Source organism: Paenibacillus sp. FSL R5-0887 (assembly GCF_038002305.1).
Classification (GTDB): domain Bacteria; phylum Bacillota; class Bacilli; order Paenibacillales; family Paenibacillaceae; genus Paenibacillus_AQ; species Paenibacillus_AQ odorifer.
Genome location: NZ_JBBOCE010000001.1, coordinates 2,961,492 through 2,982,266, shown reverse-complemented (window position 1 = coordinate 2,982,266; position 20,775 = coordinate 2,961,492). Strand labels below are relative to the sequence as shown.

The window sequence follows — 20,775 nt, the reverse complement described above, 5'->3', positions numbered from 1 at the left end:
CTGATCCTCTGGAGGATAATCATGGACGAAAACGCGAATACAGTCACCCTACTAAATAGCGCTCCACTACTGGATATGAGCGGAAATCCTGTACATGCACATGGTGGACATATGCTCTATACGGATGGATATTATTACTGGTTTGGTGAGAACCGGATGGATCGGCGGAGAGTAAGCTGCTACCGATCTGTGGATCTAGTGAATTGGGAATGGCGCAATGATGTGCTCACACTCGATTCACCGGTACAGCCGATTTATCATCGCACCACATTAGAGCTTGAACCCTTGGACAGGGAGGGTCGCCCAACGGGTGCGGTAATTGAGCGCCCAAAAGTACTCTACAACAAACTTACAGGGAGATTTGTTATGTGGATGCATTGGGAAAATGGACGCGACTACTCTGATGCGCGCTGCGCGATCGCTGATTGCGGGACGGTAGATGGGGATTATGTTTACCGGGGCAGCTTTAATCCGATAGGTAACATGTCTCGGGACTGCACCTTGTTCCAGGATGACGATGGGACGGCATATTTTATCTCCGCGGCAAGGGAAAATGCTGATCTTATTATGTATCGTCTGTCACCTGATTACCTCAGCATAGAAGAACAGGTCAAGACCTTGTGGCCCGGACAAGCGCGTGAAGCACCTGCATTAATGAAACGTCAGGGTGTATACTTCCTCATCTCGTCCGCCTGTACGGGCTGGTTGCCTAACCAAGGAACCTATGCCTGGTCCGAGGAATTATTTGGTCGTTGGTCACCCTTGCTGCCTTTGGGCGACATCACTACATACGACAGCCAGCCTGCTTTTATAGTTCCTATTGAAGGAACAGACAATGACCAGTGCTCTTACCTGTATGTTGGGGATCGCTGGGACCCTGCGGATTATTATGCCTCTTCCTATGTATTTCTGCCGCTCAGCTTTCCATCTGACCGGGAAATGAAGCTTGACTGGGCAGAGCGAACGGTGATTGACCTAAGGAAGGGAATCGTAGCTGTGGAATGCAGCTCTGGTTATGGTCTGTTCAGATTGAAAAGCTTAGGAATGGGGCTTTATCTGGCGGCGGGAACTCAATCCATTGAACATGAGGAGACCTTGAACGTCGAAGTCCGGACGCTTTCGTATGAAGATCAGCAGCAGAGATGGACGGTTGAATACGGGGAGAAGGGTAGGGCGAGAATTCGAAACAGTGAAAAGGCCTTATCTATTGGCCCGTTGAATTCCTTGCTGCTGGAGCCTATTCGTGACAACGAAGATCAGTTTATATGGTTGCTTACAGAGACAGAAGCAGGTTCACTGACTATTGGGAGCAATGACGGAAGAGTTCTTACCGTAGCAGGAGAACAGCGTGGGGGCTGGGGTTGTGTGTTTCTTGAATCCACACGCTGCCATGATCCCCGTCTAGGTGCAGACCCGCAGCTTTTTCAACTGATTTCAGTAAGGTAAACAGTTTAGAGAAAAGAGGTATACCGATGAGTTTATCTGTCTCCTTCCCTATGGAATGGTTTAAAAGTGACCCCCATACACAACTTACTGCGACTTCCTCTGAGACGTTTCAGTTCATCACTACACCAGAAGGTGGTGGATTTGAGCTTCAGTCAGGGCATCTGGAATCCGCCGCTTGGTGCGATTATGGTTTCGTTAATGCTGAGGTTTACCATGAAAGCCATGACGTTCTGGTGCTGTTATTCAGTTTTTATGATCGGGATCATCGCGTCATTACTTATCATGTAGGAATTTTACCTGGTGTGCGCACGGAAATTTGTTTACCCTTGATTCATTTAAATGGTGAGAAGCTGTTCCTTCCCCGTTATCCGGGTGTGATGCAGACAGTACTGAGGGGAGATGCAGGCATCGATCGCAAGCATATCACCCGATTCTCTATCGCTACTCTCCCTTCAACAACAAGTAGAGCTGTGCAAATTAGTGACTTGGCTCTAAGTCTAACTGAGCCCGTCTTTGAGTATGAACAGCAACCATATATAGATGATCTGGGCCAATTAAAGGGAAGGGATTGGTCAGGGAAAACGGTTGATGCAGAAGCGTTGACGGATCGGCTGCGCGCAGAGCGGCAACTTGCGGCACATGCTGATCACAATGGAGGTGACCTCAGCAGGTACGGAGGTTGGAAGGCGCTGAGATTCGCGGCAACTGGATATTTCCGCACGGAGTTTGACGGCAGCCGCTGGTGGTTCGTTGATCCAGAGGGTTATGCCCTGTTCAGTACGGGGATGGACTGTGTGGGTCCAGCTTGTTCTATGCATGTAACTGGCATGGAACACTTGATACCCTCATTGCCGGAGCGGGAAGGAATCTATCAAGAAGCTTGGTCACAGGATGGCGAGGAATTCAGCTTCGAGATTGCTAATCTGATCACTGCTTTTGGGGCGGAGTGGCGCTCTAACTGGGTGGCTATGACGGATTTTCGCTTACAACAATGGGGATTCAACACCATCGGTAACTGGTCTAATGATAGATTTATCAACGAATCCCAGCTTCCGTATGTTTATCCTCTAGTGGACTTTCCTATGACGGAGCAGACTATTTTCCGGGATTTCCCCGATGTGTTTAGCCCGGAGTATGAGCGGAATGCCGGGAGCTTTGCGGAGCAGCTTCTTCCATTAAGGGAAGACCAGAGAATGGTCGGTTATTTCATGCGTAATGAGCCGCATTGGGCATTCGTGGATGGGTTGAATTTGACCGGGCAGATGCTGAAATCTCCGGTCCGTTATGCCAGTAAGAAGGAATTCATTCGCTGGCTTGCAGAAAAGTACAAAACAGTGGAACGATTAAACATGGCGTGGGATAGCGTTTTTGAAGAATTCGAGGATTTATACGATGTATCGAATGTGAATGTAACCGGGGATAATCTCACTTCTGCCCGAGAAGTGGATTATAACCAGTTTAACCGGATCATGATTCGACGGTATGTAGAAGTGCCAGCCCGTCTTTGCAAGCAGACGGATCCGAATCATCTGAATTTGGGAATGCGTTATGCCTGGGTTGGCAGTGATGAGGTGCTGGAGGGCTGCGAATGGTTTGATGTATTCTCTATGAACTGCTATCAGTTCAGTCCTGACAAGGAACAGATCGCCCAGATCAGTGGACGACTGAACAAACCAGTCATGATTGGGGAATATCATTTTGGTGCGGCTGAAGGCGGCATGTTGGCTTATGGGATCCGTGCGGTGGCAACCCAGAAGGAGCGCGGTGAGGCTTACCGTTATTATGTGGAGCAGGGGGCAGCTATCCCGCAGCTCATCGGAGTTCATTATTTTCAATGGAATGATCAGCCTGTGCTCGGACGTTATGACGGAGAAAACTATCAAATCGGTGTAGTGGATGTCTGCAACCGTCCATATGAACCTTTCGTGCAAGCAGCGAGAAAGGCCCATGACCAGATGTATCAGGTGCGGACGGGTATGACAGCGCCCTATAATATTGTGCCAATGGAGATTCCGAAAACGGGATTCTGATTGCAAATCTTTACAACAAAAAGGCCCCCAGCCAATGGTGGGGCCTTTTTTGTCCTCTCCTCTGCAATGTAGCCTCTTTACAAGCCAAGGCCGGAGGAGGGGAGTGAATCATCACGGGAATAGCGCTTGCGGTATTCGCCCGAAGTTATTCCGGCACAACGTTTGAACATACGGATGAAGGAATTTACGTTCTGATAACCGACCTGAAGCGCGATATCCTGAATCCGCAGTTCCAGATTCATTAGCAGCTCTTTGGCCCGCTCAATCCGCAGATTGTTCAGATATTCACTGAAGTTGATGTTTGTTTTCTCTTTAAAAATGCTGGACAGGTAACCTGGAGTTAAATTTAACTTGTCTGCTACTAGGTTGAGGTTGATGTCCTCGCCGTAATGTTTGTCTAAGTAATCCAGCACAAAGCTGATAATGGGGTCGCGCGACTCCGAGCGGCTACTGATGACCACGAGCACAGGACGAACCAGATCACGCAGCCATTCCTTGTATTGATCCATTGAGTGGAAAGCGTTAAATGGCTCTAGTGGGGGTGGTAAGAGACGCTCCGCTTGGGGCAGATTCAGCCTCGTCACCGTTTTGCTCGTCTGTTCCGCTGCTCCCAAGGCAAATGCCCGAAAATCCGCCGCCGCCGCGTCCTTGTGCTGCAGCTGGTCCAGCTGACGATCCAACCAAGCGAATACAGCCTCCTCATTGGCAGACTGCAGCAGATTGTGCAGCTCCTCTCCGTGTGTCACCTTTAAATGAAAGGATTTGGCGGATGAGGCTCTAGGTTCTACGATAATTTGTATTTCCCCGTTCAATCTACGCTCATTTAACAACATCGATAGATTATTGTAGGCATCGGTAAATGAGGTTTCGCCTGAATATACCGGACTTACAGCAATAGTCAGATATAAGGATGTCTCCGAATCCAGCAGCTCCTTAAGGGTATCAAGAGCCTGCAGAAAACTGCTCTGCGGTCCGGGATTGAACAGGAGCAACATGAGCTGATCATGTTCCGGCTGGAGTGCGACGCTTTCGCTTTCACCACCAGTGATCAAGTTTTGAACCAGCTTCCATAACATCAGTGTGTGTTTCTCCAATTCGTCCGGTAAGGTTTTGAAGCTGACCTTGAACAGAATGGAGGCATAGGGCTGTTCGGATTGCCTTACATCTTCAAGCTCTGCGAGGCTTTTACTCAGCGGGATATTTTTCACTTTATGAGTATAGGCATATTGGCGCACCAGTGAGTTCTTATGATCAAGATCGGTCTGGATGAAGCGGTTACTCTCCAAAATGGAGCTCAGGCGGTCGCCGATAATGGCGAATTCCTTCACACTGCTCAATTTTTCAGGCCGGCTGCCTGCCTTACGGTCCAAGGCGGCAATCAGGCGCTGGAGCGGTTGGTTAAGCCGGTGGCTGAAGATTAGGGATGAGAGAACACTGATCAGTACTGCGGCAGAGAGTAATACAGCCAGCAATAGCTGCATCCCCCGCATTTCCGTAGCAATAGCCGCCACCTGGGTCACTCGGATATAGGTGAATCCAGTCTGTTTACCTTTTTCATAGAAGTAATATTGGTCTCCGACCCGCTCATGGGCATTGCCACTTTCCGGAAGCTGGCTTGTTTGCAGTTTACCCTCTGATGTAGAGAACAATAGATTCTTCTGCGCATCCAGGATATAGAACGGGGTATTGCCGGCATCTCCGTAGGCGGCCTGCATCAGCTGCGGATTCAGCATGACAATGCCGTACACTTCCTCATAAGGAATCGCTTTGACCAGCACTGGCATTAACCTTCCGAGCGTACGGGTGGAATGTATGGTTTTCTCGGTAAAGGTTACGGCGGGCATGACTTTTAAAAATTGATTGTCCATCGTTTGCCGGCTCCAGTACTCCGGAGGGTATTCTGCACTGAAGTAGTATTTACCGAACATATCTGCGGCGCTGCTTAGGCCCTCCCTCTCCAGTACATAATTTTCCTTTTTAAAATAAAGAATGAAATTTTCGATATGCAGAAAAGGATTAGCATACAGCGTTGAGAGATCCGATATCACTTCTGCCGGGATATCATATCGTCGGTTCTCTTTGAGGTGGCTTAGAATGCCCAGATTGGCAGTCCATGAATCGGATTGGGTGAGGGCAAGAATCATGTTCTGGGTCAACCGGAAATGATTTTCGTAGCCTTCGACCGTTTGTGCGAGGCCAAGCTCATTTTGCCGGATCATCTCCTTATAGATTTTGCCGCTTAAATACAGATGGGAGAACAGATTAAATGATGCCAAAATCAAGATGACACTGAGGAAGCTTAGCATCAGCTTAACGAACAGGGCATTCAGCGCAAATTTGCCTGTAACGGATCCCTTCATATGTATCCCCCTTTGGATGCACCCGTAAATGAATTGGATTAATTCTATCATAGCGGCAAAAAGCTAACACCAACAATATGCAATTTTGCTGATTTGTACGCTATTCTATGGAAATCCGCAGTTAAGGCGAAATGTTATATAACATGTAGATAGCGCTTTCCAAAGAAATGCAGCTATAATTCGGAGACAAATCCCAGGAAAAAGGGGGAAGTAATCTGACATCTATATGATTTATGATCATTTTAACAAGAGGAGACATGCATATGGCTCAAGCTAGCGTAGTGCAGGACAAAATGCGAAAGAAAGTGCACCGGCGACCCCAACGACCTCAACGCCACAAAGCGGGAATCCATCGAACTTGGAATAAAAACAAGGCGCTCTGGCTGCTGTTCCTGCCGTGCCTGTTGTATTATTTGATCTTCCGCTATGCACCGATGTTTGGATTAGTTATCACTTTCAAGGATTACAATCTTTTTAAAGGGATTTGGGCCAGTGATTGGGTGGGACTCAAATATTACAGGATGTTTATAGAGAATCCCGATTTTTGGCCGCTGATGAAAAACACTTTTCTGCTTGGTTTATATAAGCTGTTTTTTGGCTTCCCGGCACCCATTCTACTGGCGATTCTGCTTAATGAGGTGCGCAAGGCTGCTTTCAAACGAGTTGTGCAGACCGTCAGCTATCTTCCACATTTTATCTCAAATGTCATTGTAGCCAGTATGGTGATCATGTTTTTATCCCCAACCGGAGGGCTGATTAATAATCTGCTTGGTGCCATAGGGATTGGACCGATCAATTTTATGAATGAACCTGGATTGTTCCGCGGTATTTATGTCCTGTCGGAGATCTGGCAGCATATCGGCTGGGAGACTATTATCTACTTGGCCGCGTTGACCGCTATCGACCCGCAGCTGTATGAAGCTGCTGATATGGACGGAGCCAGCCGCATGCGTAAAATATGGCATGTCACCTTGCCCGGCATTTCACCCGCCATCGTGATCACCTTGATTCTTAATATCGGTAAAGTGCTCGAGATTGGCTTCGAGAAGGTGTTCCTGATGCAGAACCCGGCGATCTACGACACAGCGGATATTATCAGTACTTATGTCTATAGGGTGGGTATGGTGCAGGGGAACTTCAGCTATGGCGCTTCTATTGATCTTTTTATGGGCGTGATTAGCTTGATCTTCATCTATACAGCAAATTACATCAGCCGCCGTGTAAGCGAGACAAGTTTATGGTAGAAAAGAGGTGTGGTGATGAGATCACCCCGTTTATCCTGGTTTAATGTCGTGAGCACTTTTATCCTTCTCGTGGTTGTGGTGGTCACGCTTTATCCGTTCCTGCATATGCTCGCTGTCTCTCTCAGTAGTGATGTGCATGTCATGAAGAATACCGTTTCTTTTTGGCCTAAGGGATTTAACCTGAATATGTATAAGCTTGTACTCGGAGATTCGCAAATCTGGGTGGCTTACAAAAATACACTCATTTACACCGTGCTTGGCACCCTTATCTCGCTGGTGGTCACCTCCACGGGTGCCTATGCACTCTCACGCAGTGATATGGCGCTGCGCAAGAGCTTCACCCTGTTGATTGTGGTGACGATGTTTTTCAGCGGAGGAATGATTCCCACGTTCCTCGTGGTTCGCTCCCTGGATATGGTCGATACCGTATGGGGCATGGTGCTGCCGGGTGCGGTTAGCACTTGGAATCTGATTCTGATGCGGACCTTTTTCTCCGGCATTCCTAAAGAGCTGGAGGAGTCAGGCCGCATCGACGGACTGAATGATATCGGCATATTTATTCGTATTATTGTTCCGCTTTCCAAAGCTTCCTTCGCCACCATAGCGCTCTTTTACGCGGTTGGCATGTGGAATAACTTTATTTACCCGCTGCTCTACCTGCGCTCACCGGATTTGTTCCCGCTGCAAGTACTGCTGCGCAATCTGGTGCTGGCTGGCAGTGCTAGCTCAGGGGATGTTACTAGCATTGGAGGTGACAACATGGTGATAGAAGAATCGCTGAAGTACGCGACGATTATGGTCTCGACGCTTCCGATTCTGATTGTGTATCCATTTGTGCAGAAGTACTTCGTTAAGGGGGCCATGATTGGCGCGGTTAAAGGCTGAGGCGGGTGGAACCGTCACAAATTCAGAATAAGGGAGAGATCGTAATGAATAAATGGAAATCTGTACTGCTGCCACTGATGATTGCAGCAACCGTAGTAACTGGCTGCAGCGGAGGGGGCAATGACACCTCGCCGCAGAGTAATACTCAGGGCAGCAGTACCGCTTCACCTGCTGATTCGTCCAAAACGGAAAAAACCTTCACTGCGCTCTTAGACAACAATGCTACGTTCCCTTATTCGAAAAGCTGGCCTATTTGGAGCTGGCTGAAGGAGAAAACCGGTGTCACACTCGAGGTACAGACCCCTTCCGGAAAGCTTGAAGAGAGCTTGAACCTGGCGATTGCCTCGAAGGCAATGCCGGATCTGATGTATATGCCTAACCGCAAAGAATCGAATAAATTCGGGCAACAGGGTGCGTTGGTGGATTTGATGGAGTATATGGACAAAATGCCGAATCTGACCGCCTGGGTAAAGCAGTATCCACAGGAAGCGAAGGCTGCACTGTCTGCTGATGGCAAAATGTATATGTTCCCGAATCAGGGCTTTGGCGAGACGAACCGCATGATCTGGTTATACCGTAAAGACATTTTTGACAAAGAAGGAATCCAGGCACCAGCCACATATGAGGAGCTGCATACAGCTCTAAAAACCTTGAAGGCGAAATATCCGGACAGCTATCCGCTTTCGATCCGCTACGGACAAATTCCCGATGAAATGAATGCCAATATGACAGTGAATTACGGGACGGGTGAAGGGGCTTATTATGATTTTGATAAAAAAGAGTGGCTTTTTGGACCCACGGAAGATAGTTACAAGGAAATGGTTGGTATGTGGAAAATATTTTATGACGAAGGGCTGATTCCGCCCGACTTTCTATCTCTGCAAACTAAGCAATGGCAGGACATGGTGTCCACGGGCAAATCGTTTGTGACCATTGATTACATCAGCCGGATCGATTTTTTTAACAATGCGATGCAGCAGGAAAATCCGGAGTTCAACATGCAGTTCATGGCTCCTCCAGCGGGCATTGCCGGCGGCAAGCAACTGAACCCGTATTTTCATTATATGGAAGGTGGCCTAACCGTGGCTTCAACCTCGAAGAACATCGATGATGTGATGAGTTATATGGACTTTTTCTATTCCGAAGAGGGACGTACGCTCAGCAGCTGGGGCGTGGAGGGTGAGACATATGTGAAGGAAGGCGACACGATCAAGTTCAAACCAGAGTACAACGATGTGATCGAAATGCGGAAACAGACAGGACTTCAGACTAGCGGAACGTACACCTGGATCGACTTTGGTGCACATCTGTCGTTGTTCTCAGACAATTTGAAGTATGCCTTTGAAGAAGCGACGAAATATGATCCGTCCATGATGCAGCCACGGCCTGCATTTACGGAGAAAGAGAATGAAATTATTGCGATTACCGGCCAGGCGATCCAAAAACACCGCGATGAAAGCTTTGCCAAGTTTGTTACCGGCTCCCGAAAGCTGGCCGACTGGGACAAATATGTGGAGGAGATGAACAATCTCGGCGTGGATAAGCTGCTGGCTACTTATAGGGAAGCTTACGACCGTGTTCAGAACATTCAGTTAAACGGGAATTAATCTGTCTGGTGCCAAGGACAATAGTTGCCCGGAAAGGATGAGCGGGATGAATGACATCATTAAGCCTTTAGAGACACACAGAGTAGAGCAGATGTCCGTTCAGGTTTACGAAGATCGTAACCTGATGGGCGCTGCGGCGGCATCGCAGGTTGCGCAGAAAATTAGAGCTTTGCTTCAAGATTCTGCGCGTCAGGTCCGAATTGTGTTTGCTGCCGCACCTTCGCAAAATGAACTGTACGAGGGGCTGGTGCGGGAGCAGGGGATGGATTGGTCCCGGGTCAATGCTTTTCATATGGATGAATACATCGGCCTTGCGGCTTCGGCTCCCCAGCGGTTCGGCCGTTTTTTGACAGATCGGCTATACAGTCGGGTTAACCCTGGCCGGGTAGAACTGCTGGATGGTCTCGCCGCTGATGTGGTGCAGGAATGCCAGAGATATTCGGCTTTGTTGAGCGAGGCGCCTATTGATATCGTTTGCCTCGGGATCGGGGAAAACGGGCATATCGCGTTTAATGATCCGCCAGTCGCTAATTTTACCGACCCGCAGCTGGTCAAAGCGGTCGAACTGGAGGAAGCCTGCCGCCGCCAGCAGGTGAATGACGGTTGTTTTACCTCGCTGGACGAGGTGCCAACCCATGCGCTGACGCTTACGGTACCAGCCTTGCTGGCTGGCCGTCACCTGTACGGAATTGTACCGGGAGTGTCCAAACGCAAGGCTTTACAGGCGGCACTTCATGATTCGATCAGCACGGCTTGTCCAGCTACTATTCTGCGCACCCATCCGGAGATCACGATGTTCACGGATCGGGCTGCCTTCGGCCTATGAACGCGCCAATTAAGGGAAAGCACTATAAAACTGGGCTGCCGGTTGAGGTAAGTGTTGAGCAGGGGCGAATCACTTCGGTCACCGAACTTGCGGAGAGTCCAGCCAGGGCCGATTTGCCCTGGCTGGCACCCGGGTTGGTGGATCTGCAAGTGAACGGAGGCTGGGGACTGGATCTCAACACGCTGCCTTTACAGCCTGCCACGGTATTGGAACTGTCCCGACTTTTGCTAGGAAACGGGGTAACCAGCTATTGTCCAACTCTGATTACTAATGGCAAAGAAGCGCTGGCTCAAGCGGTCTCCGCCATTGCGGAAGCCGCTTCGCTGTATCCGGAAGATGCTGGGGGGATTGTAGGAATTCATTTGGAAGGCCCCTTTCTGTCACCAGAAGAGGGTCCGCGCGGCGCCCATCCAAGGGAACATATTGGCCCGCCGGATTGGGATAGGTTATGCCGCTGGCAAGAAGCGGCTGAAGGGCTTATCCGTATCCTCACCGTCTCCCCGGAATGGCCAAACGCCGCTGCATTTATCGCCCGGTGCAGTGAATCAGGTATCCTTGTTTCCATAGGGCATACAGCAGCTTCCCCCGAGCAGATTAGGGAGGCGGTTGCCGCAGGAGCGGTGATGTCTACGCATCTCGGCAATGGCACACATCTGACGCTGCCCCGTCATCCCAACTATTTGTGGGAGCAGCTGGCGGCGGATGAACTATACGGCTGTATGATTGCAGATGGCCAACATTTACCACCCGCTCTGTTGAAAGTAATCCTACGGATGAAGCGCAGCCGCACCATCTTGGTCAGCGATGCTGTATCACTGAGCGGAATGCCGCCGGGAACTTATCACCTGCACATTGGTGGGGAAGTTGTATTAACAGCAGAAGGGCGGCTGCATCTGGCTGGCAATCAGCAGCTGCTTGCAGGTTCCGCCATGATGCTTCCAGATCAGGTGGCCTATCTTGCGGAGGCTGGATTAGCCCGGCTGGATGAAGCCTGGGATTGTGCTTCTGCTCATCCGGCTACTTTGCTGGGGCTGGAGCAGGCGGCAGGGCTTAGGGCTGGAGCACCTGCCGATCTCGTGAGCTTCTGCTATGACGACAGGACACTTACCGTGCTGGAATGCTGGAAAAAGGGTCATAGCAGGGCTTGCAGTAATTAATTACAGCAAAGATTAGGAGGAGAACGATGCAGAGCTTGATACCGCAACCGAAGCAGATCCAAGTGAAAGAGGGCGAAGCTTTTCAATTCAGCGAGGATGTAAGCCTGAGCCTCTACATGGAGCAGCATGATCCGAGACTGGTGGTTCATTGCCGCCGCTCGTTTCCGGAGCTGGAATGTACACAGGTTATCTCGGGAAAAGGATATTCACTTATTCTTCAGAGTCTCTCGCAGCCAGAAACGAAAGGAGCACAGCCAGATGAAGTGGATCTGAAATTGCTTAACGGCCGGGCGGAAGGGTACAGGCTGGAGGTGTCGGAGCGCCGGGTGGTAATCCGTGCACTGGATGCGCCGGGCCTGTTTTACGGGCTACAAACGTTACTACAACTGCGTAAGTCAGTAGGGGAAGTTCCTGCTGTGTCTATCACGGACTGGCCTGACACTACCTTGCGGGCGATGAACTTTGATCTTCGCCAGACATTTTCCAAGCCAGAGCTGCTGCTATCGTATTTGGCGGATTTTGCCCGGTATAAAACGAATGCGGTTCTGATTGAATACGAAGATAAATTCCCGTTCCAGAAGTACCCGGAATTCGTGCATCCTCAGCATTCGTTAAGCCTCACACAGCTAGAGGTGCTGAAACGCACAGCCCAAGAATATTTTATTCAGATCATTCCGCTGCAGCAGAGTTTTGGACATCTGGAGTATGTACTTCGCCACGACACCTGGCGGCACTTGCGCGAAACGGAGTTATCCCTCGGGGAGATCTGCCCGTCGCATCCCCAATCCTTCGAGCTGATTACCGATCTGTTACAGGAGATGATGGATGCCCATCCGGATTCCCGTTATATTCACCTCGGCTGCGACGAGGTGTACAGCTTATGTGAATGCGAACGCTGTAAAACGTTGTTCGGAGGGGTACGGGAGCGGGCGTTTATCGCTTTTTTGAACACTTTGATTGAATTTACAGCCAGCCGTGGTAAAAAAGTGATTTTCTGGCATGACATGCTGGACAAATGCCCGCCGGAGGAACTGGCAAAGCTGGATAAGCGGAGTGCAGCGATGATCTGGATATACAACGGACGTAATATTGAAGCTGAGGTTTCTTCTCTTGCGGATAAATTCAGGTCACTAGGCATCGAGGTTATGGGAGCCCCGGCGGTTCGCAGCTTTGACTGGGCTGAACATCAGAATTATCCGGTACTATTGAACCGGACGGATAATCTGCTCCAATGGGCGGAGACAGCGGATAAGCTGGACCTCGGGTGCATCGTCGCCACGAACTGGACAGGGCCGTTCAGCCTTGGTGTTCCTTATGGGATCTTTGAGACGACGTGGTATCCGATGCTGCTGCACGCCGATTTGGCCTGGAACCGCAAAGCGGACTCAGCAACATTTATCGATCGATTCATGGAGCAGTTCCATGGCATCGGTCCTAGAACAGGTCACGCACAGCTCGGGAATTATCAGCTGGAAGATTATTATGATGTTATCTGGAAGCTGTTGGACAAGGTGAAGGATCATAAGGATGAAGCAGAGCTGATTGCCATTATGCATGATTTTGAAGCGGCGACGGACCGTTCGCGGGCGATCCACAAATATGTCTACCGCTGGGAGCTCTATCCGGGAGACGAAGCGGAAAGGCACTCGCTGCTGAACAATTACATGCGAAATCGCCGCGGACGTGAGAACGTTTTGCCTCGCATGAAAGCGGCTTTGGAGCGTTACCAGCCATCCGATATGGCGGAGCATTTTGTGAAATCCCGCTTCTATCTTCACGATTATCTGGAGCGGACATTATACCGTGAGCTGGGGTTTGCTCAGGTAGAATAAGAGTTTTGAAAAGATCGTAGGGCTATCGTGTAAGCGGGTAGCAGTGCGGTCTTTTTTTAATTCATAGCTGGATGAAGCTACATATTACAACATATTCAGGAACTAAATCCCAGTTTGCTGCGTCTAACTTATATAGTTCTAGCAAACTACATTGGAGGAGAATGAATATGAGAGCTACACCCATAAACCGGACTATAAGGAAGGTTACACTTACCGCATTATGTATTTTGCTTGTATTGCTGAGTGGCAGGGTAATGGCGGAGCCGTCTCCGGCACAAAAGACAACCGCGGTATTCACAGCGGAGATGCAGAGTGCCTTGGAAGGGGCACAGAATGTGCTGCTGACGATACAGCCATTCCCGGACGAAGCAGCCGTAGGTTTCTTCAAGAATGGGCGCAATCTGCCCAAGGGATATCTGGAACAGACTGCCGATAAGATTCTGGAACAGCGGGGCAAGTTCACCAAGGTGGCAGAGCTAACTCGAACGGCGCTGGCTTACAGTGCTGCGGGGGGCAACATCAACAACATCGCTGGTATTGATCTTTATCCATTCCTGATGAATCATGCCGGAATTGATTCGGAAGGGGCAGCAGCGGTAGCAGCCGCCTATATTACCTCGAAGAATTCCATTTCAAATTCATTGGAGCGGACAAACCGTTACCCCGATTTGCTGTTTTATCAGTTGCTTGATATGCAGCTAGCGGATGGTAGTTGGCCGCTGGCCGGGCAGAAGCAAGGAGATCTGGTAGCTACTGCCTGGGTACTAACCGCACTTGCTTCGGAAGTGAGTTCAGAACAAACAGCGCAGCCGATCGAGAAGGCTTTGCAGTGGCTTAAGAGCAAGCAGCAGCTAGACGGAGGGTTCGATGGTAAAACTGCGACGACAGCGCAGGTGATTGTTGCTTTATCCTCGCAGGGGGTCGATGCAGCAGATTTCACCAAGGAAGGCGGAGCCTCGCTGCTGGACCATTTGCTGGCGCGGAAGCTTCCGGGTGGCGGCTTTACACAGACAGCAGGCGGAGGGAACGATAGTCCCGCAACTGTGCAAGCCTATCTTGCCCTGACTTCCTATAAGCTGCTGTCCAAGCAGGCTGGCATGCTGTATAGCGGACTGCATCATGCTGGACTTGACCGGGCAACGATTCAGGTCGAAGGACCCGGTGGCACCGTTGCCGGGGGGCATATTGTTGGCGGAGATGCTGTGAAGGCAGCGGCAGCTTTTTTACAGGCGAAGGGTCTGGCGTATAAGCTGAATGCGGATGCAGCTAAACCGGCCTTCACAGCTATCGAGGGGATTCAGAACGGGCGATACAATGGACGCGGAGAATGGAAGATTGCTGTATTCAGCGGGGGCAGTGCATGGATGTATCCTGAGAATAGCCCGTACAGACTGATGATAGGCAATGGGGATCAGCTGCTTGTTTACTACGCGGACGATACAGAACTGCTTGACCGGATGGAAGTGAAATGGAAAGATAAAAACGGCCAGGAAATGGGTGGATACGCAAGCGCCAATATGCCGTTTTCCCTCCATATCACCAAGTCAAACGGTCAGCTGGGCGGTCTTCCGGCTTTCGGCGCTACTGTGACACTTCAAGGAAAAAGCGTAGTGGCTGACAGCATGGGAAAGGTGTCATTTGCCGGCATGAAGCCCGGTGTCTATCCTGTGCAAGTCACCAAATACCGTAAAGATGCCGCTCCAGCACTTTCCAAACGGACGTTTGCGCTGCATGTCTCTTCCCCGGAATTGGCCAGCTTTACGGATGCCAATAAAGTCGCAGCTTGGGCACGTTTGGATATCGCAACAGCGCTCAGCAGCGGATATATTCAGGGCGTAAGTGCCAGCGGAAATGTGCTGGCTCCTAAGCAGAAGCTGACCCGGGCTGAATTTCTGACCCTGCTGCTGCGGCTATTGCATGAGTTCCCCGCTGCCAAGGCCACTTCTAGCTTTAAGGATGTTCCGGCGGACAAATGGTACAGCCGTACCATCGCCAAGGCTGAGGAGCTGGGCATTATCAGCTCTCCAACCGGTAAGTTCGAGCCGGACCGCGGTATTACACGGGAAGAAGCGGCGGTTATGGTAACCAAAGCTGCCCGGTTGTCTACGTACGGCAGCCCGGACCGTGTGAAGTTTGCCGATACTTCCAGTTTGTCAGAGGCGAGCCGCCAGGCGATTCAGGCCGTGAATGAACATGAAGTAATGACCGGCAGCGGGGGCCGTTTCGATCCTAAGCAGATTCTGGTGCGTGAGCAGGCAGCGGCAATTTTAGTCAGACTGCAGAAATTAATCCCGGAAGCCTTCTATTAATGGAATAAACGTCCAGGGATATGATAAGCTTCAGATAGAGTTATCACATCCAGTGCAGAGGAGGCAAATCTATGAGCCGCTTGATCACAGGCAATATATATTATGGATTTCAGGTCGTTAATGAGGAATTTATCCGGGAGATCGATTCCGCCGTATTCACGATGGAACATCTGAAGAGCGGCGCCAGGCTGCTTTTCGTGCAGAATCAGGATGACAACAAGGTATTCAGCGTAAGCTTCAGGACCCCGCCTGAAGATAGTACAGGGGTCTTTCATATTTTGGAGCATTCTGTATTATGTGGTTCGGAGAAATATCCGGTGAAGGAACCTTTTGTAGAATTGCTAAAGGGTTCGATGCAGACATTCCTGAATGCATTTACGTTTGGGGATAAGACGATGTATCCGGTGGCAAGCCGTAATGAGCAGGATTTCTCCAATCTGATGGAGGTCTACCTGGATAGTGTTTTTCAGCCGAATATTTATAAGCAAAAGGAGATTTTTGAGCAAGAGGGCTGGCATTACGAGCTTCAGCAAACAGAAGCTGAGCTGATCTATAAAGGCGTGGTTTACAACGAGATGAAGGGTTCCTATTCCTCGCCGTTTACGGTACTGATGGACAGGATCAAAAAGTCGTTGTATCCAGACACGATTTACCGTCATTCTTCAGGTGGAGATCCGCAGGAGATTCCTGCGCTTACGTATGAGCAATTCCTTGAGGCGCACAGCAATTATTATCATCCGTCCAACAGTTATTTTTATCTGTACGGAGACGTCTCTATTGAAGAGAAGCTGCAATTTATAGACCAGGAATACCTTAGCCGTTATGAAAAAAACAGCTTTGATACCTCCATTCCGCTACAACAGCCTACCGGTATGACGGAGCTGGTAGCGGATTATCCGATTCTGGAAGCAGAAACGGCCGACGACAAAACTTATTTGAGTCTGAACTATGTAATTGGAACCTCTACGGATCGGGAACTGAATCTGGCTTTTGATATTTTGAAAAGCATGCTGATGGACAGCAATGCAGCTCCGCTTAAGCAAGCCCTGCTGGAAAGCGGTCTGGGCAAAGATGCCTTTGCTTTTTATTCCGACAGTATGGTTCAGCCGCTGCTTGGCATTACTCTGACACATTCGAACGCTTCCGCCAAAGATGCCTTCGTGGAGCTGGTGAAGACCACATTAAGCAGCTTGGTTAAGAACGGGCTGGATGAGAAGCTGGTGCTGGCGGCGGTCAACAGCAAAGAATTTGAGCTGCGGGAAGCGGACTTTAGCCGATACCCAAAGGGACTTACTTACAATATCGAAGTGATGAAGTCCTGGCTCTATGACGGTCAGCCGTCTACTCATATGCTTTATGAAGAGGTATTCACTACCATTCGGGAAAAGATAACGGATCATTATTTTGAGAAGCTGATTGAGGTCTACTTACTGAACAGTGATCATTGCAGTCTGGTGGTGCTGAACCCGTCCAAGACGATTGCAGCCGACAAGGAAGCGAGCACCCAGCGTCAATTAAGTGAATACAAATCATCACAGCAACCAGACCAGCTGGAGCAGCTTGTGCAGAGTACACAGCATCTTCTGGCGCGGCAAGGTCGTGCAGATGCAGCCGAGGATTTGCAGAAGCTGCCGAGTTTATCTCTACAGGACATTAACCGCAGTGCTGAACCTCAGGTGCCATCCCATGAATATAACCTTGAGGGTCTAAAGCTGATCCACCATGACGTATCTACTCAAAAGATTGCGTACTGCAAGTTTTATTGGGATACGAGTGTTGTGGCTCCTGAGCAAATTCCTTATCTTGTGCTGCTGGCAGAGGTATTGGGCCAAATGGAGACAGCTTCTTACAGCATTGAAGAGCTCACTAGTGAAATTGGGATCAAAACCGGAGGCATTCATTTCAAAAATGAGATCTTTGGCGCTGCAAAAGATACTGGGGCCAGTTATCAGCCTAAATTCACTGCGCAGGTTAAGGTGATGGCGGGGCATATTGGCGAATCGCTGGATCTGCTGCGTGAGATGCTCTATACCAGCGCGCTCGATAACTTGACGAAGCTACAGGAAATCGTCCGGCGGGAAGCCTCACAGATGGAATCCGTCCTGAATCAAAAAGGTAATGAAATCGCGGCCAGCCGCCTGATGTCTTATTTTTCGGACATGGGAGCGTATCAGGAACAACAGGGTGGCGTGGCCTATTACCGCTTTATCCGTGAGCTTGCCGAGAAGATCGATCAGCAGGGAGCTGAGGTGGCAGACACGCTGAAGGATATCTGTACGGTTTTATTCAATAAACAGAATTTAATCATCAGCGTGACGGGTACCCCTGATTTGTATGAAGAATTCGCCGCTAATGTAGCGAAGCTGGATATTCAGGATCGGCCAGTGGTGAATAAACCTAAGATTACGGCGCAGGGGCATGCGGATAATGAAGGTTTTATGTCTTCCAGCCAGGTGCAATATGTGGTTAAAGGCTACGACTTCAACAAGCTAGGATTTACGTATTCCGGCAAAATGCAGGTGCTCAAAAAAATCATGAGCCTCACCTATCTGTGGAATGCCGTGCGCGTGAAGGGCGGAGCTTATGGCGGCAGCCTGATGCTGCGCAGAGATGGGATATTGATGTTCACTTCCTACCGTGATCCCAATTTGCAGGAGACGCTGGAGGTTTATGATCAGGCGTACCGATTCACCGAAGGATATGAAGCGGATGCCGACGAGATGACCAAAGCAATTATCGGCACCCTGTCCATGTTGGACCAGCCGCTGAGCCCAAGCGCTCAGGGACGGCGGGCGGACCGGCATTATTTTGAACAGGTGACTGGGGCCGAGCTGCAGCAGGAACGGGATGAAATCTTGTCGACCACACCGGAAGACATCAGACAGTATGCCGATTTGCTTAAGGCTGTGACGGAACAAAATTATTTCACAGTTGTCGGCAATGAATCCAAGCTGAAATCAACAAAAGTCTTATTTGGAAACCTAGAAGAACTTGTGATGTAATTCTCTCTATAAACTCCTCTTCAGTACCTGTCTACTCGACAAGTGCTGGAGAGGAGTTTTTTGTATTTAGTTAGAACCTTGACAGTTAGAGTTCTATCTATTATGATAATGATGTTACTTAGAGTTCTAACTAATCCGCAAGAGGAGGAAATAACAATGAACAAACCCGTGGTAGACACACCATTTTCTAATTTAATACGAGAGATTGGGATAAAAATAAAAGGTACAGCTGACACCAGGTTAAATGAGTTAGGTCTGAACTCACAACAAGGCCGCATGATCGGCTATATTTTTGAGAATCAAGCAGAAGGGGTTATTCAGAAGGATTTAGCGGAGGTCTTTAACAGGAAGGGGGCGAGCATTACCAGTATGCTTCAGGGGTTGGAGAAGAAAGGGTATATCCAGCGTGTCACTCCTGAAAATGATGAACGTCAAAAGAGTATTTTTGTATTGGAAAAAGGTGCTCTTTTAGTGGAAGAGTTCAATGAGATTTTCTCTGAGGTAGAAGCAAGCATTACTAAGGCGCTTAGTCCGGAAGAAACTGCAACCCTAAAGTCTTTACTTCAAAAAGTTAGTTCAAGTTTATAAACGTTCGGAGGTTCACTTATGACAAATGAGTTCTCAAATCAATATTATTTAGAGTCGGCGCCCATGAAAAAAGCGATCGCTCATTTATCGATTCCCATGATGATTGGGATGTCTGTGGGTACTATTTATAATGTAATCAATGCTTACTTCATCGGCTTATTACACAATACCAGTATGCTGACCGCAATCACGCTGGGCCTGCCTATTTTTACCGTTTTAATGGCTTTTGGAAATGTGCTGGGGGTAGGCGGAGGAACATTTATAACTCGCTTGGCGGGGCAAAAAGAGACGGAAAAAGGGAAAAAGGTTGCCGGATATACTTTTTACGGGAGTATTGTAGTGGGGCTTCTTATCGCGCTCATCGCTTGGTTAGCTATAAATCCAATCACGCGAATGCTTGGTGCAGATGCTGCTACCTTAGACTTTACGAAGTCTTATGTGCTCACTCTTTTTGCAGGCGGATTTGCTGTTGTGCTTAATTTTGCTTTGGAACAACTGGTCCGTTCGGAAGGTGCCTCGAAGGAATCGATGTATGGTATTTTTATCAGTACGGCTTTAAGTTTGATTTTTGATCCTTTATTTATTCTCGTGCTGAATTGGCATGTTGCCGGAGCTGCTTTGGCTATGGTTTTAGCAAATTTGGGCTCTGCCATTTATTATATTTACTTTTTGGAAACGAAAAGTGAGCATTTAAGAGGATTTTTGAAGCATTTCAAGATATCTGTACGAGATCAGCTTGAGGTTTATAAAATAGGTACAGCCGAGCTATTGCAAGCCAGTTTTTTAATTGTCAGCACGCTTTTGTTAAATAACTATTCCATTCAATATGGGGAGAGTGTGGTCGCCGGATTTGGTGTGGCTTTAAGAATTGTGCAGATTCCAGAATTTTTATCGATGGGTTTATTTTTGGGATTGATTCCGTTATTTGCTTTTAACTTTGCTAGTAAAAATACGGAGAGACTTAAATCCAGCATCAAATACGCTTTTGCATATATAGGCAGCATTGCAGTTGTTTTTGTAAGTCTAGTATATGTGTTTAGAGGAACGATTCTTCATTGGTTCTCAGGCGATCCTTCTGTGTTAAGCATGGGAACTTATATTTTGGCAGCTATGCTGATCTCCGCTTTATTTAATGGATTTACCGGATTATTTATGAGCATTTTTCAAGCAACAGGGCAAGGCACACCCACTACTATTATGGCGATAAGCCAAGGTGTATTATTTATACCGATGATTATCGTATTGCATTCTATTTTTGGCCTGCATGGTGTGATTTGGTCGATGACTGTGACTGAGGTAATAACGAGTGTGATGGGTGTGGTTTTGTTTATGATTTTTCGGAAAAAGCTGAATAGTGCGGGCGTTGATGGAAAAGGTGCTGTAGAGGTTACGCCGGTATAACGCGATTGCTTTATGTAAAACTCAATATGGATTTTGTTTACTGCGGGAGCTTGGCTCGCGCTTTTTTTGCGTTGTGCAAAAGAATTCA

General features: G+C 48.8%; 13 protein-coding genes. 12 read left to right on the top strand and 1 reads right to left on the bottom strand.

Annotated elements, in window-relative coordinates:
• The first annotated feature begins 21 nt into the window (after nt 1–21).
• The gene (locus MKY14_RS13465; protein ID WP_340976631.1) at nt 22–1,446 is read left to right on the top strand and encodes a family 43 glycosylhydrolase; all 1,425 of its coding nucleotides are present in this window, start codon (nt 22–24) and stop codon (nt 1,444–1,446) included.
• Between the two features lie 26 nt (nt 1,447–1,472).
• Complete coding sequence (locus MKY14_RS13460) at nt 1,473–3,476, top strand: beta-galactosidase (RefSeq protein WP_076279232.1); 2,004 nt, start codon at nt 1,473–1,475, stop codon at nt 3,474–3,476.
• A gap of 77 nt (nt 3,477–3,553) precedes the next feature.
• Here the strand turns inward: MKY14_RS13460 and MKY14_RS13455 are convergent, their stop codons facing one another.
• Nucleotides 3,554–5,836: a helix-turn-helix transcriptional regulator gene (locus MKY14_RS13455; protein ID WP_340976629.1), complete on the bottom strand. Its 2,283-nt coding sequence runs from the start codon at nt 5,834–5,836 to the stop codon at nt 3,554–3,556.
• Nucleotides 5,837–6,099: 263 nt separating this feature from the next.
• Here MKY14_RS13455 and MKY14_RS13450 point away from each other — a divergent pair, with 263 nt between their 5' ends.
• The 10 genes from MKY14_RS13450 to MKY14_RS13405 all read left to right on the top strand — a co-directional run bounded on the left by MKY14_RS13450 (nt 6,100) and on the right by MKY14_RS13405 (nt 20,687).
• A complete protein-coding gene (locus MKY14_RS13450) occupies nt 6,100–7,080 on the top strand; it encodes an ABC transporter permease (RefSeq protein ID WP_340976628.1) in 981 nt (326 codons plus the stop codon).
• A gap of 15 nt (nt 7,081–7,095) precedes the next feature.
• A complete protein-coding gene (locus MKY14_RS13445) occupies nt 7,096–7,965 on the top strand; it encodes a carbohydrate ABC transporter permease (protein ID WP_076147925.1) in 870 nt (289 codons plus the stop codon).
• Between the two features lie 44 nt (nt 7,966–8,009).
• Complete coding sequence (locus MKY14_RS13440) at nt 8,010–9,572, top strand: extracellular solute-binding protein (RefSeq protein WP_076279230.1); 1,563 nt, start codon at nt 8,010–8,012, stop codon at nt 9,570–9,572.
• Between the two features lie 37 nt (nt 9,573–9,609).
• The gene (locus MKY14_RS13435) at nt 9,610–10,398 is read left to right on the top strand and encodes a glucosamine-6-phosphate deaminase (protein WP_340394416.1); all 789 of its coding nucleotides are present in this window, start codon (nt 9,610–9,612) and stop codon (nt 10,396–10,398) included.
• The gene (locus MKY14_RS13430) at nt 10,395–11,555 is read left to right on the top strand and encodes an N-acetylglucosamine-6-phosphate deacetylase (RefSeq protein ID WP_340976626.1); all 1,161 of its coding nucleotides are present in this window, start codon (nt 10,395–10,397) and stop codon (nt 11,553–11,555) included. The genes MKY14_RS13435 and MKY14_RS13430 overlap by 4 nt, the downstream gene beginning before the upstream one ends.
• A gap of 26 nt (nt 11,556–11,581) precedes the next feature.
• Nucleotides 11,582–13,387: a DUF4838 domain-containing protein gene (locus MKY14_RS13425; RefSeq protein WP_340976624.1), complete on the top strand. Its 1,806-nt coding sequence runs from the start codon at nt 11,582–11,584 to the stop codon at nt 13,385–13,387.
• Between the two features lie 167 nt (nt 13,388–13,554).
• Entirely contained in the window at nt 13,555–15,696 is a 2,142-nt protein-coding gene (locus tag MKY14_RS13420) for an S-layer homology domain-containing protein (RefSeq protein WP_340976623.1), read from the top strand.
• Nucleotides 15,697–15,767: 71 nt separating this feature from the next.
• On the top strand, nt 15,768–18,698 hold the full coding sequence (locus MKY14_RS13415; RefSeq protein WP_339188050.1) for an insulinase family protein: 2,931 nt from the start codon (nt 15,768–15,770) through the stop codon (nt 18,696–18,698).
• 156 nt (nt 18,699–18,854) lie between these two features.
• The gene (locus tag MKY14_RS13410; protein ID WP_036683144.1) at nt 18,855–19,286 is read left to right on the top strand and encodes a MarR family winged helix-turn-helix transcriptional regulator; all 432 of its coding nucleotides are present in this window, start codon (nt 18,855–18,857) and stop codon (nt 19,284–19,286) included.
• A gap of 18 nt (nt 19,287–19,304) precedes the next feature.
• A complete protein-coding gene (locus MKY14_RS13405) occupies nt 19,305–20,687 on the top strand; it encodes an MATE family efflux transporter (RefSeq protein ID WP_076130275.1) in 1,383 nt (460 codons plus the stop codon).
• The last annotated feature ends 88 nt before the right edge of the window (nt 20,688–20,775 follow it).

What these genes read in the sequence shown, in the direction of transcription:
- MKY14_RS13455 (WP_340976629.1), bottom strand. Translation starts at nt 5,836, where the DNA reads ATGAAGGGATCCGTTACAGGCAAATTTGCGCTGAATGCCCTGTTCGTT.
- MKY14_RS13435 (WP_340394416.1), top strand. Translation starts at nt 9,610, where the DNA reads ATGAGCGGGATGAATGACATCATTAAGCCTTTAGAGACACACAGAGTA.
- MKY14_RS13460 (WP_076279232.1), top strand. Translation starts at nt 1,473, where the DNA reads ATGAGTTTATCTGTCTCCTTCCCTATGGAATGGTTTAAAAGTGACCCC.
- MKY14_RS13450 (WP_340976628.1), top strand. Translation starts at nt 6,100, where the DNA reads ATGGCTCAAGCTAGCGTAGTGCAGGACAAAATGCGAAAGAAAGTGCAC.
- MKY14_RS13425 (WP_340976624.1), top strand. Translation starts at nt 11,582, where the DNA reads ATGCAGAGCTTGATACCGCAACCGAAGCAGATCCAAGTGAAAGAGGGC.
- MKY14_RS13415 (WP_339188050.1), top strand. Translation starts at nt 15,768, where the DNA reads ATGAGCCGCTTGATCACAGGCAATATATATTATGGATTTCAGGTCGTT.
- MKY14_RS13445 (WP_076147925.1), top strand. Translation starts at nt 7,096, where the DNA reads ATGAGATCACCCCGTTTATCCTGGTTTAATGTCGTGAGCACTTTTATC.
- MKY14_RS13440 (WP_076279230.1), top strand. Translation starts at nt 8,010, where the DNA reads ATGAATAAATGGAAATCTGTACTGCTGCCACTGATGATTGCAGCAACC.
- MKY14_RS13405 (WP_076130275.1), top strand. Translation starts at nt 19,305, where the DNA reads ATGACAAATGAGTTCTCAAATCAATATTATTTAGAGTCGGCGCCCATG.
- MKY14_RS13430 (WP_340976626.1), top strand. Translation starts at nt 10,395, where the DNA reads ATGAACGCGCCAATTAAGGGAAAGCACTATAAAACTGGGCTGCCGGTT.
- MKY14_RS13420 (WP_340976623.1), top strand. Translation starts at nt 13,555, where the DNA reads ATGAGAGCTACACCCATAAACCGGACTATAAGGAAGGTTACACTTACC.
- MKY14_RS13465 (WP_340976631.1), top strand. Translation starts at nt 22, where the DNA reads ATGGACGAAAACGCGAATACAGTCACCCTACTAAATAGCGCTCCACTA.
- MKY14_RS13410 (WP_036683144.1), top strand. Translation starts at nt 18,855, where the DNA reads ATGAACAAACCCGTGGTAGACACACCATTTTCTAATTTAATACGAGAG.